The sequence below is a fragment of the Kitasatospora sp. NPDC058243 genome (assembly GCF_042882025.1).
Taxonomy (GTDB): domain Bacteria; phylum Actinomycetota; class Actinomycetes; order Streptomycetales; family Streptomycetaceae; genus Kitasatospora.
Window position 1 is genome coordinate 1 of sequence record NZ_JBHVWW010000041.1, and the last position, 15,362, is coordinate 15,362.

A 15,362-nucleotide genomic window follows, 5' to 3' on the forward strand; every position below is an offset into this window, starting at 1 on the left:
CTCCCATGGTCGGCGCCACGGCGGAGAGCAGGTTCCCCGCCACGAACAGGCCCATGAGGATCATGAGCATCGTCTTGCGGCCGATCCGGGTGCCGAGCACCGTCATCAGCGGGGCGCCGATGACGACGCCGATCGCGTAACCGGTGACCAGGAGCCCGGCGGAGGGGATGGACACTCCGTAGTCGCCGGCGATCTCGGGCAGCAGGCCCATGACCACGAACTCGGTCGTACCGATCCCGAAAGCCCCGATGGCCAGGGCCAGGAGCGCGAGAGGCATGGTGTGCTGCCTTCCATACGATTGCTGTTGCGCCTTACGTGCTCAAACAATAGTTGCACGCGCGGGCTAAGTGCAAGTGCGGGCATTCACCTGTCGCTGGCGGTGGGCGATAGCGGCAAACATGCGGCGCGGACGGGGCCGGGATCGCGCCGATCCCGGCCCCACCCGGGCTGGTCGGGCATCCCGGCGCCGCGGAGAGCAATGCTTGCATGGGCGGGATATGTGCGCTGGCCGATATTTTATGCAAGGGCTTATCCTTGAGGGCGTCGCACCCGGAAGGAGCCACGCCGATGACCGCCACGGACCCCGCGCTGACCGCCCTCGCCAACGGCTGGGCCGCCCTCTATCTCCTGGCCGGCCGGATCGAGGCGCACATCGAGCGCACCCTCCAGGCCCAGCACGACCTGAGCGTGCGCGAGTACTCGCTGCTCGACGTGCTCAGCCGCCAGCACGACGGCGAGGGCGGGCACCTGCAGATGAAGCAGGTCGCCGACGCGGTGGTGCTCAGCCAGAGCGCCACCACCCGCCTCGTCACCCGGCTGGAGGACCGCGGCCTGCTCTCGCGCTACCTCTGCGCGACCGACCGCCGCGGCATCTACACCGACGTGACCGGGCCCGGCCTGGAGCTCCTGGAAGCGGCCAGGCCGACCAACGAGTCCGCCCTCCGGGAGGCGCTGGACGAGGCCGCCAAGAACCCCGAGCTGGCCCCGCTGGTCGCCACCGTCGAGGAGATGAACACGTCGCGACGGCTCCCGGAGCCCGCCGCCACGCGCTGAGCACGACGAAGCCCCGGAACCTCGCCAAGACGGTGCCGGGGCTTCGTGCTGACTACTTCCGCTCGGGCGCGTCCGCTACGCCCCTACGCCTCCTGCCGCGCTCCCGCGTCCCGCGTACAGGTGCCGCTTCGCCCTCAGCGGTGCGCCGCTTGTCCGACGAGGGCCGGCGCCTCGCCGAACACCGGCGTTCTGCCGTGAGCGTGCGTGCCTCATCCCCGCAGGTGAGGGCCGCTTCGACGGCCCGGCCCCGCCGACGGCTCGCCCGCCGGCAGGTCGTGGTGCGGTCGCTTCACAGGGCCTGCTGACGGGCCTCGGTCAGCATCACGCGTCCGGCCCGCCATTCGCCCAGCCCCGTCGGCACCAGGCCGATCAGGCAGCAGACGATCACGATGCCGCCCGCGATGGACACCGGGGTGACCGACTCGTCGGCGGGCACCGCCCGGGTCGGGTCCCCGGGCGCGTACCGGACCTCGACCACCGTGCCGAGCGCCACCATTCCTGCCAGCCGGTTCCCCGAGTAGGTGCGGCCGTCGACCGTCCAGTGGCCCCCGCAGTGCGGGTTCCTGCTCAGTTCGTTGCAGCTGGTGACGGTGGCCGTCGTCCGGGTGTCCATCGCCACGTTGTCGCGCACCTGGCGGACCACCGTCGCAGAGCCGCACAGCGCCAGCATCACGAGCACGAAGGTCATCGCGCCCCACGCGGTACCCGGCGCCACAGGCCGACCCGACGCCTCGGCCATCCGAGTGGCCGCGCCGCTGTTACGCACCGTCAGATAGCCGCCGCACAGGATCGGCAGCATGACCGCGACGATCACGCTGACCACCAGATACGGCTTCCCGGAGAGGGCCACACCGATGAGCTCGATCCCCGCCGCGATCAGATAGCCGGCACCCAGCAACACGCTCTGCCGGTGCCGGCGAAGAACCTGCCGTGCCGCTCCGTCATCCCCCCGCACGATCATGGCCCGACGCCAGCACTCGCCCTCACCGCCCCTGTCCGCCGGTCCTGTTGACGCCTCCGGCCCCAGCCGTCGACCGCCGGGACGCCCGTTTCGCGCAGCCGTCCCCGAAAGCCACTTCACGTGGGGGGCGTCGGGACGTAGTGTGCGAGCCGTGAACGAATTGATCTTTCGCGGGAAGGACCTGTACGGACACGCGAAGTACACGCGTCTCGCGCTACTCGGTGCCCTACTGGTCATCCAGGTGGCGTTCGGCGCCTACCGCCTCGGCGTCGTGGCCACCTGCTGGATGGCGGGCGCAACCATCGTGATCGTCGCCCCCTTGGCGCTGATGGTCCAACGGAGTTGGAGCCGGGTGGGGGCCGACGGGGTCACCATCTGCTGGGGCCTCGGGCGCGGCCGCACCCACGCCTGGCAGGACATCAGGTGGGTCGACGTCCGCGAGACCAAGAACCGCCAATACGGGAACTCGCGCGCGGCCCGGATATTCCTCGCGGGCGGCCGGCGGCGCTCGCTGCCCGGCCTCCAGGACAGCTCCACCTACCCGAGGCCCGACTTCGACGTGGACGTCCAGCGGGTCCTCAACTGGTGGGAGCTCAGCACCCACCAGGACACGCGGATCCGGCCCGCACGGAGCCTGCGCGACCGCATCTCCCCCACCGTCGTCGGGGTCCTCGCCGGAATCGTCATCGCGGTGGTGAGCTTCGTGGTCATCGCCGCCCAACAGCACTGACAGGCCGGGTGCGGCCGGACGCTGCCGTGACCGCACCCGGCACGCACACCACCCCGAGACGGACTCGGGATTCCTGACTTCGGCGTTTCGAGGCGATCGGCGCGTTGTTCTGTGGGCGGAAGGGCGGAAGTCGCCTACGGCAGACGCCCGCTCAGAGCCGCAGGTCCATCCGCTGCTCGACCGTGTCCAGGCCGAACTTGCGGGCGGAACGGGAGACGGTGAGCTCGAAACCGGCCTTCGCGTACAGGTGGTGGGCGGCGTCGAGGCCCGCGATGGTCCAGAGCAGCACGCCCTCGTACGAACGGGCGCGGGCCTCGTCCAAGGCGGTGTCCAGCAGCCGGCCGCCCAGGCCCCGGCCCCGGGCGACCGGGTCGAGGAGCACCCACCGCAGCTGGCCCCAGCCCGGACGCTCGTCCGCCCGGACGAGGCCGGCGGCGCCGACCACGCGGCCGTCGAGCTCGGCGACCCACAGACGACCGGGCGCCGCACCGCCCTCGCGGGCCCGGGCGAGGACCAACTCGGCCATCCCGGCGGCGACATAGGCCTCCATGGTCTCGTCCGTGCCGTACTCGCGGGCGTAGAGGACACCGTGCAGGGCGGCGACGGTGCCGAGGTCTCCGGGGCGGACGGCCTCGCGGACGGTCGCGGATCCGGGTGCGGTGGCGGCCATGCTGGCATCCCTTCCAGGAGGACACTTCCACTGAAACAGTCGTTTCAGTGGAACGATAGACCACGTGTCCACCCCCACCCCCGCCGATGCGCCCTCCCGCCCGTCGCGGCGCCGCGAGGAGATCCTCGCCGCGACCGTCCGCTACGTCGCCGAGCACAACGTGTCCGACCTCTCGCTGCGCCCGCTGGCGGCCGAGATCGGCTCCAGCCCGCGGGTGCTGCTGTACCTGTTCGGGTCGAAGGAGCAGTTGGTCCGGGAGGTCCTGGCGGTCGGTCGGGCCGAGCAACTCGCGCTGCTGGAGCGCTGCGAGGCCGAGGGCGGCGACGCCCGCGAGACCCTCGAACTGCTCTGGGAGTGGCTGACGAAGCCCGAGCACCGGGGCGCGCTACGCCTGTTCTTCGAGGGGTACGTCCGTGCCTTCGGCGGCTCCGGGCCCTGGCTGGACTTCGGCACCGCCTCGCTGGACGAGTGGCTGCCGCCCCTGGAACGCGTCCTGGACGGCACCGGCGCGAATCCCACCGTGGTGCTGGCCGTCCTTCGCGGCCTGCTGCTGGACCTCCTCGCCGACGGCGGCGGGGGCGGCGGGAGCGGGAGCAGGGACGGGGACGGGGACGGGGACGGGGACGGCAACGAGGGTGGCGGGAAGCACGCCGCCCGCGTCCACGCCGCCTGGCACGCCTTCCTCGACACCACCCTCGGCTGACGCCCGGCAGGGGGCCTGCGCCAACGTGACGCTTCGTGTTCGTGTGCCGGCGCTCGCGTCCTGGCGGTGTGCTGCCCATGTGCAGGCGGGGATCTGACCACGGGCCAGCAGGTCGGGCCGGAACTGGTGTTCCCGCTGCCGGTCCGCACGGTGGCCGTGGCGCCGGATGGCCGGCTGGTGGTGGGCTTCGGCTGGGAGGTCGCCGTGTTGGCCCGCCGTTGACCGGGCCCGCACGCACGTCTCGCCGCCGGACGGCGCCGGCGGCCCGTGGTCAGTTCGCGCCGGGCGGGAGCCAGCGCAGGGCGAACCAGAGCTCCATCCGGACCTCCGCGTCGCCGAGGTCGACGGCGAGCAACTCGCCGACCCGGGCGATGCGTTGGCGCACGGTGTTTCGGTGGAGCTGGAGCGCCGCCGCGGTGCGGTCCCAGCTGCCGTGCAGGGCGAGCCAGGTGCGCAGGTTCTCCCGGAGCACGGCCGGCCCGGGGGTGCCCGCGGCGGTCAGCGGGGCGAAGGTGCTGCGGGCGAGGGCGGCGGCGTCCTCGGGGGCGACCAGGGTGTGGACGCTCGGCCCGACGGCCTCGCGGTGGTGGACGGCGGCGGCACCGGTGGCCAGCGCGTGACGCAGGGCCCGGTCGGCCTGGGCGTCGGCAATCCTCAGCTCCGCCGTGGGGGCGGTCGCGCTGACGCCGAGCGTCCAGCCGAGCCGGGCGGCGGATTCGGTGTCCACGACCCGGTCCGGAGCCGCCGAGCCGGGCAGCAGCGCCCGCAGCCAGGTCCCGTCCAGGTGCAGGTGCGGTGTGCCGAGGGCGGTGCCGAGGGCGGCGAGTTGGACGGCCTCCCCGCCGCCGCCCGCCCGGCCGGTCAGCCGGCCGTGCACGACCACCCAGGCGCCGTCGGGCGGCAGCAGGGCGGCCGCCGCCTCCTCCGGTGCGGCGCCGAGCAGGAGCCGCACCAGGGCTCCCGCGCTGCGGGCGTCCGTACCGAGCGCGTGCCGCGGGCTGGTGAGCAGCGAGAGCAGCACCACGGCCACCCCGGCCACGGACCGGTGGACGGCGGTCGGCGGTTCCTCGGCGGCGGTGACGAGCGTGAGCGGGCCGCCGGAACCGTCCGAGCCGGGCAGGGTCCGCACGGTCAGGTGCCGCCCGGCATGGTGCTGGGCGGCGGCGGTCGGCGGCTGGGCGCGGCCTGCGGCGCGCGCGGTGGTCCGTTCCGCGAGGGCGCGCAGTTCGGCCAGGACCGGCACGGGCGGGCGCGCTCCGGCGCTGAACAGTTCGACGCCGCGCCCGTCCAGCAGTGCCGTCCAACCGCCCAGGTGCACGGCGAGTTGCTGGACGACCGCGCGCAGCGCGTCGGGGCGGGCGGCCGCGGAGGCGAGTGCGGACTGGGCTTCGGAGATCTGCCGCAGGCCGCGGTGGGCGGCTTCGGCCATCGCCGAGTAGGCGGCCCGGCCGACGGCGACGAACGGGGTGCCGTCGGGCACCCGCAGCAGGGGCAGGCCGTGCCGGTCGCAGGCGGCGACCAGGTCGGCCGGCACCTCGTCGTAGACCGGTGCGACGCCGAAGCCGAGTGCGGCGGCGCCCGCTTCGACGACGCAGCGCACGTAGGCGTCGATGCCCTCGGCGTCCTTCGGGAGGCGGACTCCGGCGGTGAGCAGCAGTTCGCCGCCGAGCAGGTAGGGGCCGGGGTTCTCGACCTCGGTGGTGCCGACGGTGCCGATCAGCCGGTCGTCGGCCGGTCCGGCGATCCGGCGCAGTCCGAGCACGGGGTCGGCGAGCAGGGCGGTCAGCGGGACGGCGGGGCTGCCGGAGGCGGGAGCGGGGGCTGGGTCGGGCACGCCGGCGGCCTTTCGTCGGAGGTTTTGCACATCTGACCCCACGATATTGGATGAATCCGATACTTCTGCAGGCCAGGTGGGGCGGTTTAGGTTCAGCGCACGGCGTTTTCCCTCGGGCACCCCCGGCTCGCCCCCAGTTCCCCGCCTTTCCTGTGCGCCCCGCCAGTCCCGCCCGCTGCCCCGCCCGTCGCCCAGCCTGCTCCCCCACCCACAGCCCTGGCCCGGCCCGCTCCCCCAGCGCGTCCGGCCGGATCGGAGGACCCCCCATGACCCTCGATTACGTCGTGATGATCGGCTACCTGTTGGGCATCGTCGGCGTCGGCTGGTGGGGCAAGCGGCGCGCCTCCTCGAAGGCGGACTTCCTCGTCGCGGGCCGCCGTCTGGGCCCGGTGCTGTACACGGGGACGATGGCCGCCGTCGTGCTCGGCGGCGCGTCCACCATCGGCGGCGTGCGGCTCGGCTACTCCTACGGCCTGTCGGGCGCCTGGATGGTGTTCGCCATCGGGCTCGGCCTGCTGGCGCTGAGCATCCTCTTCTCCGCCCGGATCGCCCGGCTGCGGGTGTACACCGTGGCCGAGATGCTGTCGCTGCGCTACGGCGGGGCGGCGAGCGTGATCTCCGGCGTGGTCATGTGGGTCTACACCCTGATGCTGGCGGTGACTTCGACGATCGCCTACGCCAGCGTCTTCGACGTGCTGTTCGACGTGCCCCGCTGGGCGGCCGTGGTGATCGGCGGCACCATCGTGGTCGGCTACTCCGCGCTCGGAGGCATGTGGTCGATCACCCTCACCGACATGGTGCAGTTCGTGGTGAAGAGCATCGGGGTCCTGTTCCTGCTGCTGCCGGTCGCCGTCGTGAAGGCCGGCGGCCTCGCCCGGTTGAAGGCCGAACTGCCGTCCGGCTACTTCTCGTTCGGCTCGATCGGCGGCGACACCATCTTCACCTACGTGCTGATCTACACCTTCGGCATGCTGATCGGCCAGGACATCTGGCAGCGGGTGTTCACCGCCCGCACCGACCGGGTGGCCACGTACGGCGGCACGGTGGCCGGCGCCTACTGCCTGGCGTACGCCGTCGCCGGCGCGGTGATCGGGATGGCCACCAAGGCGCTCTACCCCCAACTGGCCAGCCCTGACAGCGCGTTCGCGACCATCGTGAAGAGCACACTGCCGGCCGGGGTGCGCGGCCTGGTCCTGGCGGCGGCGCTGTCCGCGATGATGTCGACCGCGAGCGGCGCGCTGATCGCCTCCGCCACCGTGGCCAACAACGACATCTGGGCCCGGGTACGCACGCTCGTCGGCCAGGGAGGGCCCGGCACCGCGGCCACGGACCATGACGAGGTGCGGTCCAACCGGCTGGCGATCGTGGCCCTCGGCGTGCTGTCGATCGGCGTCGCCTGCGTCCTGGACGACGTGATCTCGGCGCTCACCGTCGCGTACAACCTGTTGGTCGGCGGTCTGCTGGTGCCGATCCTGGGTGGGCTGGTCTGGCGGCGCGGCAACCTGCCGGGCGCGCTCGCCGCGATGGTCGCGGGCGGCGGCACCGTGATCGCGCTGATGGCCGCCAAGGGTGTCCTCGCCAACGAGCCGATCTACTTCGGCCTCGCCGTGAGCCTGGTCGCCTACCTGGCCGTCAGCCTGGCCACCCGCCCGACCGACGCCACCGTGCTGGAGCACTGGCGCGGCCGGCTCGCCGGGCAGGCCGAGACCCCGGCCGCTCCCGCCGCCACCGCCCCGGCCGCCGCACTCTGAGAGGAAGCCTCATGGGCCTGCCCGCCGCACCGACCGTCCCGCCCGGACCAACGGCACCGACCGCACCGGACGAGGCCCGGCTGCGCCGCGAACTCGCCGCCGTGTACCGGCTGGTCGCCCACTTCCGGATGACCGACCTGATCTTCACCCACATCTCGGTCCGCGTCCCCGGCCCCGAGCAGCACTTCCTGATCAACCCGTACGGCCTGCTGTTCGAGGAGATCACCGCCTCCGACCTGGTCAAGATCGACCTGGCCGGGAACCCGGTGGAGCCGACCCCCCATCTGGTCAACCCGGCGGGCTTCGTGATCCACAGCGCCGTCCACGCGGCCCGCCAGGACGCCCACTGCGTGCTGCACACGCACACCCGGGCGGGCTGCGCGGTCGCCGCCCAGCGGGACGGGCTGCTGCCCCTCAACCAGATCTCGATGGAGTTCCACGACCGGGTCGGCTACCACGACTACGAGGGCGTCGCGCTCAACCTCGCCGAACAGGAGCGACTGGTCACCGACCTCGGCGGGCACCCGGCGCTGATCCTGCGCAACCACGGCCTGCTGACCGTCGGCCGCACACCGGGCGAGGCCTTCCTGCGGATGTACTACCTGGACAAGGCCTGCGAGATCCAGATCGCCGCCCAGGCCGGCGGCGGCCCGCTCGTCCTGCCGTCCCGCGAGACCGCCGAGCTCACCGCCCGCCAGCTGACCGGCCAGGAGCACGGCTCCGACCTCCAGGACGACTGGGCCGCCGAGCTGGCCTGGGCGGCCCTCCTGCGCCTCGCCGACCGGATCGCCCCCGACCACGCGAACTGACCCTGTCGACCCGGCGCAACGCCCGCCCGCCGACACCTCCACGCCGACTCCCCGACTTCGCCCCGACGCCGCCCCGCCCCGCCCGACAGGAGCAGCCATGAGCACCGCCCCCGGCCCCCACGCCCCCCACAGCCCCCTCGGCCCCACCGACTCCTCCCGGGTACCGCGCTACGCCGGGCCCGCCACCTTCGCCCGCCTGCCCCGGATCGACCAGGTCCCGCGCGCGGACGTCGCGGTCGTCGGCGTGCCCTTCGACACCGGCGTCTCCTACCGGCCCGGCGCCCGCTTCGGCGGCAACGCGATCCGCGAGGCCAGCCGGCTGCTGCGCCCCTACAACCCGGCCCAGGGCGCCTCGCCGTTCGCGCTCGCCCAGGTCGCCGACGCCGGGGACATCGCCGCCAACCCGTTCGACATCCACGAGGCGGTCGACACCGTCGAGGCGGCCGCCGGCGAACTGCTGGACACCGGCGCCCGGCTGATGACCCTCGGCGGCGACCACACCATCGCACTCCCGCTGCTGCGCGCCGTGGCCCGCCGGCACGGGCCGGTCGCGCTGCTGCACTTCGACGCCCACCTGGACACCTGGGACACCTACTTCGGCGCCGAGTACACCCACGGCACACCGTTCCGCCGGGCCGTCGAGGAGGGAATCCTGGACACCTCCGCCCTCTCCCACGTCGGCACCCGCGGGCCGCTCTACGGCAAGCAGGACCTCACCGACGACGAGAAGCTCGGCTTCGGCATCGTCACCTCCGCCGACGTCCTGCGGCGCGGCGTGGACGAGGTCGCCCAGCAGCTGCGCGAGCGGGTCGGCGACCGCCCCCTGTACATCTCCATCGACATCGACGTGCTCGACCCGGCGCACGCCCCCGGCACCGGCACCCCCGAGGCCGGCGGACTCACCTCGCGCGAACTGCTGGAGATCCTGCGCGGCCTGAGCGGCTGCCACCTGGTCTCCGCCGACGTGGTCGAGGTCGCGCCCGCGTACGACCACGCAGAGATCACCGCGGTGGCCGCCTCGCACACCGCCTACGAGCTGACGACGTTGATGGCCCGCCAGATCGCGAGCGAACGGACGGAGCCAGGCCCGCGAGCCGGCGCGGGCGACCGCACCGACGGACAACCGGACGGACAACCGGACGGCCGCGCCGGCGCCCGTACAGACGCCCGCACGGAGTCCCACGACGCCACCGGCGAGGTGCGCGCATGACACACCTCCGCAACGGCGGCGACCTGGTGGTCGAGTCGCTCGCCACGCTCGGCGCCCGCTGCGTCTTCGGCCTGCCCGGCCAGCACGCCCTCGGCCTGTTCGACGCGCTGCGCCGCTCCGACCTGCGGTACGTGGGGTTGCGGGTGGAGAACAACGCCGGCTTCGCCGCCGACGGCTACGCCCGCACCGCCGGGACGGTGGCCCCGCTGTTCCTGTCCACCGGGCCCGGCGCGCTCACCTCGCTGGCCGCGCTCCAGGAGGCCGCCGCCGCCTCGGTGCCGGTGCTCGCCGTCTCCAGCCAGATCCCCTCGGCCGGACTGGGTGGGCGACGGCGCGGCTATCTGCACGAACTCGTCGACCAGCAGGCCAGCTTCCGCGACGTGGTGAAGTCCGTGCACACCGCCCGGACCCCAGCGCAGATCCCCTCCGCGCTGGCCGCCGCCTGGGAGTCGGCGCTGAGCGCGCCGTACGGGCCGGTGTGGGTGGAGATCCCGCAGGACGTCCTGCTCGCGCCGGTGACCGTACCGCCGGTCACCGGGCTGCGCGCCGAACCCCGGCCACCGGTCCCCCGCCCGGAGCTGATCGCCGAGGCCGCGGTGCTGCTGGCCGAGGCCGAACGCCCGGTGATCCTGGCCGGAGGCGGTGTGGTCCGGGCGTCAGCCAGTGACGAACTGCTGCGGCTGGCCGAGCTGTTGCGGGCCCCGGTGGCCTGCACCTTCGGCGCCAAGGGGGCCTTCCCCTGGGAGCACCCGCTGTCGCTGCGCTCCTGGCTGGAGGACCGCCACACCACCGATCTGCTGGAGGACGCCGACGTCCTGCTCGTCGTCGGCTCCGGCCTGGGCGAACTGTCCAGCAACTACCACACCATGGCGCCGCGCGGCCGGATCATCCAGATCGAGGCCGACGCGGGCAAGCTGGAGGCCAACCACCCGGCCTTCGGCATCCACGCCGACGCCCGCCTCGCCCTGGCCGCCCTCTCCGACTCGGTGCCGGCCGCCGTACCGGACGGCCGGGCCGAGGCGGTGACCGCCGAACTGCTCAAGCGCGTCCAGGAGCGGATCGACGGCCAGGGGCTGGAACTCGAACAGGACTTGCTGGCATCCGTTCGCCACGCGCTACCGGACGACTCGCCGGTCTTCTTCGACATGACGATCCTCGGCTACTGGGCCTGGTCCGCCTTCGACGCCCGCCGCCCCGGAGCGATGCACTCCGCCCAGGGCGCCGGCGGCCTCGGCTACGGCTACCCCTCCGCACTGGGCGCCGCCGTGGCCACGGACGGCCGCCCGGTCCTCGCCGTCTCCGGCGACGGCGGCGCGATGTACTCGCTCGCCGAACTCGCCACCGCCCGCCAACTCGGCCTCAACGTAACCTGGTTGATCATCGACGACGGCGGTTACGGCATCCTGCGCGAGTACATGACGGGCGCCTTCGGCGAGGCCACCGCCACCGAACTGGCCCGCCCGGACTTCGTCCGTCTGGCCGAGTCCTTCGGCGTCCCGGCCGCCATGACCACACCCGACGACCTCGCACGGGACCTGGCCGCCGCACTCGCCGCCCCGGGCCCCAACGTGCTGGTCCTGCCCGCCCTGCTGCGGATGTTCGCGCCCACCCACCTGGACGGCTGAACCACGGAGGGAGCGCGACGGCCCGGCCCGCGTCCCCGCCGCCCGGCGCACTCCCCCCATCTGCCCCACACCACCACGCCCCCGGACCGTCCGACGCCGTTCCGCCGGCCCTTGGATAGGCTGCCGCAATGGCCCTCGACTCCCCCCGGCTGCTGCGCGCCGACGCCGCCCGCAACGCGGAAAAGATCATCCGGGCTGCCCGGGAGGTCTTCACCGAACAAGGCCCCGACGCCCTCCTCGACGACGTGGCACGCCGGGCCGGCGTCGGGGCCGCCACGCTCTTCCGCCGCTTCCCCGACAAGGCCGCGCTGCTGCGGGCCGTACTGGACGAGCGCTTCGGCGAGAACGTCCGCCCCGTCATCCAGGCTGCCGCCCACGACCCCGACCCCGCCTCCGGACTGGCCCGCGTACTGGAAGCGGCGCTGGAATCGGTGGCCGGCGACTACAACGTGCTGGCCGCCGCCCGCTCCGCCGGCGTCCTGACCCCGGCGACCGGGCAGGAGTTCTTCACCGCCCTCGACGCTCTCCTGGCGCGCGGCCAGCGCGCAGGTGTGATCCGCGCCGACCTCGTACCCGACGACCTGCACCGCGTCGTCGTCATGCTGGTCTCGGTGCTGTGGACGATGGAACCCCGCGAGGACGGCTGGCGCCGGTACCTGTCCCTCGTCCTCGACGGCCTCACCCCCGCCGGGGCCCGCCCGCTGCCCTGCCCCGCCCCCGCACTGCACACCCGCACGCCCTGACGCCGAGGCGGGTGCCGGCCGTCCTCGCGGGGGCGGCCGGCACCACCGGCCGCTAGCGCACCGGATCAGCGCGCCGGATGCACCCGGATCGCCGAGGCCGGGCACATGGCGGCCGCCTGGCGGGCCAGTTCCGCCGCCCGTGCGCCGGGCTCGGCGGCGAGCACGACGACCTGCCCGGCCTCGTCCTGGTCGAACACCAGCGGCGCGGTCACCGCGCACTGCCCCGACGACACGCACCGCGAGGTGTCCGCCTCCACCCGTGCGACCGGCCGCTCGCGCGGGTGCTCCCCGCTCACCACAGGACCGGGACCTCGCTGAGGCCGCCCGCCAGCCGCTCGTCGTGGTCGCGCAGGCTCCGCGCGTCCACCGCCAGCCGCAGGTCGGGGAAGCGCCGGAACAGCGCGGTCAGCGCGATCTGCATCTCGGTGCGTGCCAGCACGTTGCCGATGCAGTAGTGGCCGCCGTGCCCGAAGGCCAGGTGCGCGTTGGGGGAACGCGACGGGTCGAAGGTGTCCGGCTCCTCGAACACCCGCCCGTCCCGGTTCGCGGCGTTGATCGCCACCAGCACCGCCTCGCCCCGCGCGATCGCGGTCCCCGCGACGGTGACGTCCTCGCGGGCGTAGCGGGTCAGGCCCAGGCCACCGGGCGAGGCCATCCGCAGGACCTCCTCCACGGTGGCGCGGGCCAGCGCCTCCGGGTCGGCGGCGAAGCGGTCCCGCCGGCCGGTGTCGCTCAGCAGGAACAGGACTCCCAGGTCGATCCGGGCCGACGTCGTCTCGTGGCCGGCGAACAGCAGCCCCACCGCCAGCCGGGTCATCTCCCCCTCGGTGAACGAGGGGTCCTGCGCCTGCACGGCCAGGATGTCGCTGATCACGTCCTGCCCCGGCTGCTTCCGCTTCTCCTCGGCGATGCCGGCCACGTACGCCTCGAACTCGGCCATGGCCGCGGCGCCGTCGGCCCCGCCGTACAGCGCGGCGATCCGCTCCGACCAGCCGCGCAGCAGGCCCCGGTCCGCGACCGGCACACCCAGCAGCTCGCAGATCACCATCACCGGCAACGGGAACGACAGGTGGTCGTGCAGGTTGACGGCGCGTTCCGGATCCCGCGCGCGCTCCTCCTCCATCGCGTCCAGGCAGGATGCGGCGAGCTGCCCGATCCGCTCGCCCAGCCGGCGCATCCGCGGCGCGCTGAACGCGGGCGCCAGCATCCGCCGCATCCGCGTGTGCTCGCGGTCCTCCTCCTCGGGCGTGGGGGCGGGGCGCGTGTGCAGCGCCGACTCCGAGATCCTCGGCGCGCCCTCGGAATCGGGGCGCAGCCGGGAGAAGCGGGTGTCGCCCAGAACCTCCCGGGCCTCCTCGTAGCGGGTCACCAGCCAGGCCGGGTCACCGGCGGGTGTCGTCACCCGCGTGATCGGACCTTCCTCGCGCAGACGCGCGAACAGCGGCGCCAGGTCCAGGGCGTCGGGGCGCTCGAAGGGTAACTGCGGTGCGGGGGCGGTCATGATGGGTCTCCTCACCGGCCAAAGGCCACAAGAGCAGCGAACGCTTGGCAGAACCGCCCTCTCCTGCACGTCCAGGCCAGGGCGGACGAACGGCGTCCCCGGCCAACAAGTGAGAGTCAGCTCTCTCTTCTCTCGGGAGCGTAACACCGTCGGCACGCACAGTCAGCCACTGGGCGAGATCGGCCCGTTCGGTGCTGGAGCGGGCCCGGCCCTCGGGAGAATCGAACGGAAATCGGCGACGACGGGGGCCTTGATTCCGGTTCGGCGACGTTCCTGAAGCAGCGACCTGGGCGCGCAGACCGGCGCCCTCCGCACCCGCATCCCGCTCACCGGCCGCATCCGCCGGTGGAACCACCCGGCGTGCACGCCGCCGCGGGACTCGCCGTCCTTGGTGCGGCACGCGGTGGAGCCGCTCCGCCGCCGGCCCCGCGACCGGCCCGGCGGTCACCCCGCCGACGCACCGCCGGCCGCGCCGGCCACGTCGAGCGGGAGCCGCTCCGGCCCACCGGAGCAGGGTGCACCGCCGTTCAGGTGCGCGGCCGCCCACCGCCCCAGCTCGGCCAACGCGGGCTCCAACGCGTTGCCCGCTTCGGTCAGCCGGTAGGAGACCCTCAGCGGAGGGCCGGCGTCCACCTCTCGCAGGATCAGGCCGGCCTCGCCGAGTTCGGTGAGCCGCTCCGAGAGCATGCGCTCGCTGATGCCCGGGATGGCCCGCCGAAGATCGGCGAAGTACACGGGCCCCGGGATCAGGGTGACGACGATCAGGCCCGTCCACCGCTTGCCGAAGAGCTGGAAGACGCGCGCAATGCCCTCGTCGGCCTTCCTGCATGCCTGCTCGCCGTGATTCGCCATGCCACCAGGGTAGCCCTCGACCTACGTAGCTTTAGAAAAGTAAGTAGCTATGTTATTACTAGCTACGTAAGAAACCTCCGCCCCTAACTCTGGAGCCCTCCATGGCCACCCTGCTGCACCTCGACTCCTCCGCCCTGCCCCACGGCTCCGCCTCCCGCGAGGTCACGGCCACCTTCCGCAAGGCATGGGAGGAGCAGCACCCCGAGGGCACGGTCGTCTACCGCGACCTCGCGGCCGAGCCGCTGCCGCACCTCACCGCTGCCGGCATCACGGCCGCCTTCGCCGACCCGGCCGACCACACGGACGAGCAGAAGGCCGCTTTCGCCCTGCGCACCGAGCTGGCCGCGGAGCTGGAGAACGCGGACGCGGTGCTCATCGGCGCCCCCATGTACAACTTCACGATCCCCTCCAGCCTCAAGGCATGGCTGGACCACGTGATCATCATGGGCCGCACCGGCGGTGAGAACTCCTCCGTGGCGGGCAAGCCCGTCACCGTCGTCGCCAGCCGCGGCGGCTCCTACGCGCCCGGCACCCCGCGCGAGGACTTCGAGTTCGCGGCCAACTACCTGGAGAAGGCGCTGACCGGCCTGCTCGGCCTCAAGGTCGACGTCATCACGCCCGAACTGACCCTGGCCCGCACCGTCCCCGCGATGGCCGACCTGGTCGACCTGTCGGACGCCTCCCGCGCCCAGGCCCACGAGCAGGCCGCTGCCAAGGCCAAGGCCCTCGCCGCCGGCCTCTCCGCCTGACCAGCACCTGCGGACCGCACACCGGCACGGCGCGGACCGAACCCGGCCCCGCACCACCGCCGCTGCTGTCGTCGCGGGGGGGGGGGAGGGGCGGCCCCCCCCCACCCCCCCCCCGCCAAGAAACACCCAACCCCCACCCCCCCCCCCCCCCCCCCCGCGGAAACAGAAGGG

At 73.6% G+C, this 15,362-nt stretch carries 15 protein-coding genes and 1 pseudogene; 9 read left to right on the forward strand and 7 right to left on the reverse strand.

What is annotated here, in order from left to right; all coding sequences use genetic code 11:
• Positions 1-277: MFS transporter (locus tag ACFVX9_RS24680; RefSeq protein WP_387983489.1), on the reverse strand; the 277-nt coding region annotated here is incomplete at its 3' end.
• A gap of 290 nt (positions 278-567) precedes the next feature.
• Here ACFVX9_RS24680 and ACFVX9_RS24685 point away from each other — a divergent pair.
• A complete protein-coding gene (locus ACFVX9_RS24685; RefSeq protein ID WP_387983491.1) occupies positions 568-1,053 on the forward strand; it encodes a MarR family winged helix-turn-helix transcriptional regulator in 486 nt (161 codons plus the stop codon).
• A 289-nt stretch (positions 1,054-1,342) separates the two neighbouring features.
• Here ACFVX9_RS24685 and ACFVX9_RS24690 read toward each other — a convergent pair whose 3' ends face one another.
• Positions 1,343-2,014 carry a hypothetical protein gene (locus tag ACFVX9_RS24690; RefSeq protein WP_387983493.1) on the reverse strand — a complete coding sequence of 224 codons (672 nt, stop codon included), beginning with the start codon at positions 2,012-2,014 and terminating at the stop codon, positions 1,343-1,345.
• A gap of 151 nt (positions 2,015-2,165) precedes the next feature.
• On the opposite strand from ACFVX9_RS24690, the gene ACFVX9_RS24695 reads away from it, so the two are divergent.
• Entirely contained in the window at positions 2,166-2,744 is a 579-nt protein-coding gene (locus ACFVX9_RS24695; protein WP_387983494.1) for a hypothetical protein, read from the forward strand.
• A gap of 151 nt (positions 2,745-2,895) precedes the next feature.
• On the opposite strand, the gene ACFVX9_RS24700 is transcribed toward ACFVX9_RS24695, so the two are convergent.
• Positions 2,896-3,414, reverse strand: coding sequence for a GNAT family N-acetyltransferase (locus ACFVX9_RS24700; protein ID WP_380337828.1), 519 nt, complete (start codon positions 3,412-3,414; stop codon positions 2,896-2,898).
• 64 nt (positions 3,415-3,478) lie between these two features.
• Here ACFVX9_RS24700 and ACFVX9_RS24705 point away from each other — a divergent pair, with 64 nt between their 5' ends.
• Positions 3,479-4,117 carry a TetR/AcrR family transcriptional regulator gene (locus ACFVX9_RS24705; protein WP_387983496.1) on the forward strand — a complete coding sequence of 213 codons (639 nt, stop codon included), beginning with the start codon at positions 3,479-3,481 and terminating at the stop codon, positions 4,115-4,117.
• A 271-nt stretch (positions 4,118-4,388) separates the two neighbouring features.
• On the opposite strand, the gene ACFVX9_RS24710 is transcribed toward ACFVX9_RS24705, so the two are convergent.
• Positions 4,389-5,951: a PucR family transcriptional regulator gene (locus tag ACFVX9_RS24710; protein WP_387983498.1), complete on the reverse strand. Its 1,563-nt coding sequence runs from the start codon at positions 5,949-5,951 to the stop codon at positions 4,389-4,391.
• A gap of 266 nt (positions 5,952-6,217) precedes the next feature.
• Here ACFVX9_RS24710 and ACFVX9_RS24715 point away from each other — a divergent pair, with 266 nt between their 5' ends.
• The 5 genes and pseudogenes from ACFVX9_RS24715 to ACFVX9_RS24735 all read left to right on the forward strand — a co-directional run bounded on the left by ACFVX9_RS24715 (position 6,218) and on the right by ACFVX9_RS24735 (position 12,089).
• On the forward strand, positions 6,218-7,702 hold the full coding sequence (locus ACFVX9_RS24715) for a sodium:solute symporter (RefSeq protein WP_387983499.1): 1,485 nt from the start codon (positions 6,218-6,220) through the stop codon (positions 7,700-7,702).
• An 11-nt stretch (positions 7,703-7,713) separates the two neighbouring features.
• Positions 7,714-8,511 carry a class II aldolase/adducin family protein gene (locus tag ACFVX9_RS24720; protein WP_387983501.1) on the forward strand — a complete coding sequence of 266 codons (798 nt, stop codon included), beginning with the start codon at positions 7,714-7,716 and terminating at the stop codon, positions 8,509-8,511.
• 97 nt (positions 8,512-8,608) lie between these two features.
• Positions 8,609-9,586: pseudogene (speB, locus tag ACFVX9_RS24725) on the forward strand (agmatinase); the annotation flags it as partial.
• Between the two features lie 131 nt (positions 9,587-9,717).
• On the forward strand, positions 9,718-11,346 hold the full coding sequence (locus ACFVX9_RS24730) for a thiamine pyrophosphate-binding protein (protein ID WP_387983503.1): 1,629 nt from the start codon (positions 9,718-9,720) through the stop codon (positions 11,344-11,346).
• Between the two features lie 128 nt (positions 11,347-11,474).
• Positions 11,475-12,089 carry a TetR/AcrR family transcriptional regulator gene (locus ACFVX9_RS24735; protein WP_380373474.1) on the forward strand — a complete coding sequence of 205 codons (615 nt, stop codon included), beginning with the start codon at positions 11,475-11,477 and terminating at the stop codon, positions 12,087-12,089.
• A 65-nt stretch (positions 12,090-12,154) separates the two neighbouring features.
• Here the strand turns inward: ACFVX9_RS24735 and ACFVX9_RS24740 are convergent, their stop codons facing one another.
• From ACFVX9_RS24740 to ACFVX9_RS24750, 3 genes are all read right to left on the reverse strand, one after another.
• On the reverse strand, positions 12,155-12,385 hold the full coding sequence (locus ACFVX9_RS24740) for a ferredoxin (protein ID WP_387983504.1): 231 nt from the start codon (positions 12,383-12,385) through the stop codon (positions 12,155-12,157).
• A complete protein-coding gene (locus ACFVX9_RS24745; RefSeq protein WP_387983505.1) occupies positions 12,382-13,590 on the reverse strand; it encodes a cytochrome P450 in 1,209 nt (402 codons plus the stop codon). The genes ACFVX9_RS24740 and ACFVX9_RS24745 overlap by 4 nt, the downstream gene beginning before the upstream one ends.
• Before the next feature lie 444 nt (positions 13,591-14,034).
• Positions 14,035-14,442 carry a winged helix-turn-helix transcriptional regulator gene (locus ACFVX9_RS24750; RefSeq protein ID WP_387983507.1) on the reverse strand — a complete coding sequence of 136 codons (408 nt, stop codon included), beginning with the start codon at positions 14,440-14,442 and terminating at the stop codon, positions 14,035-14,037.
• A 101-nt stretch (positions 14,443-14,543) separates the two neighbouring features.
• Between ACFVX9_RS24750 and ACFVX9_RS24755 the strand changes: the two genes are divergently transcribed.
• Entirely contained in the window at positions 14,544-15,191 is a 648-nt protein-coding gene (locus tag ACFVX9_RS24755; RefSeq protein WP_380337805.1) for an FMN-dependent NADH-azoreductase, read from the forward strand.
• The last annotated feature ends 171 nt before the right edge of the window (positions 15,192-15,362 follow it).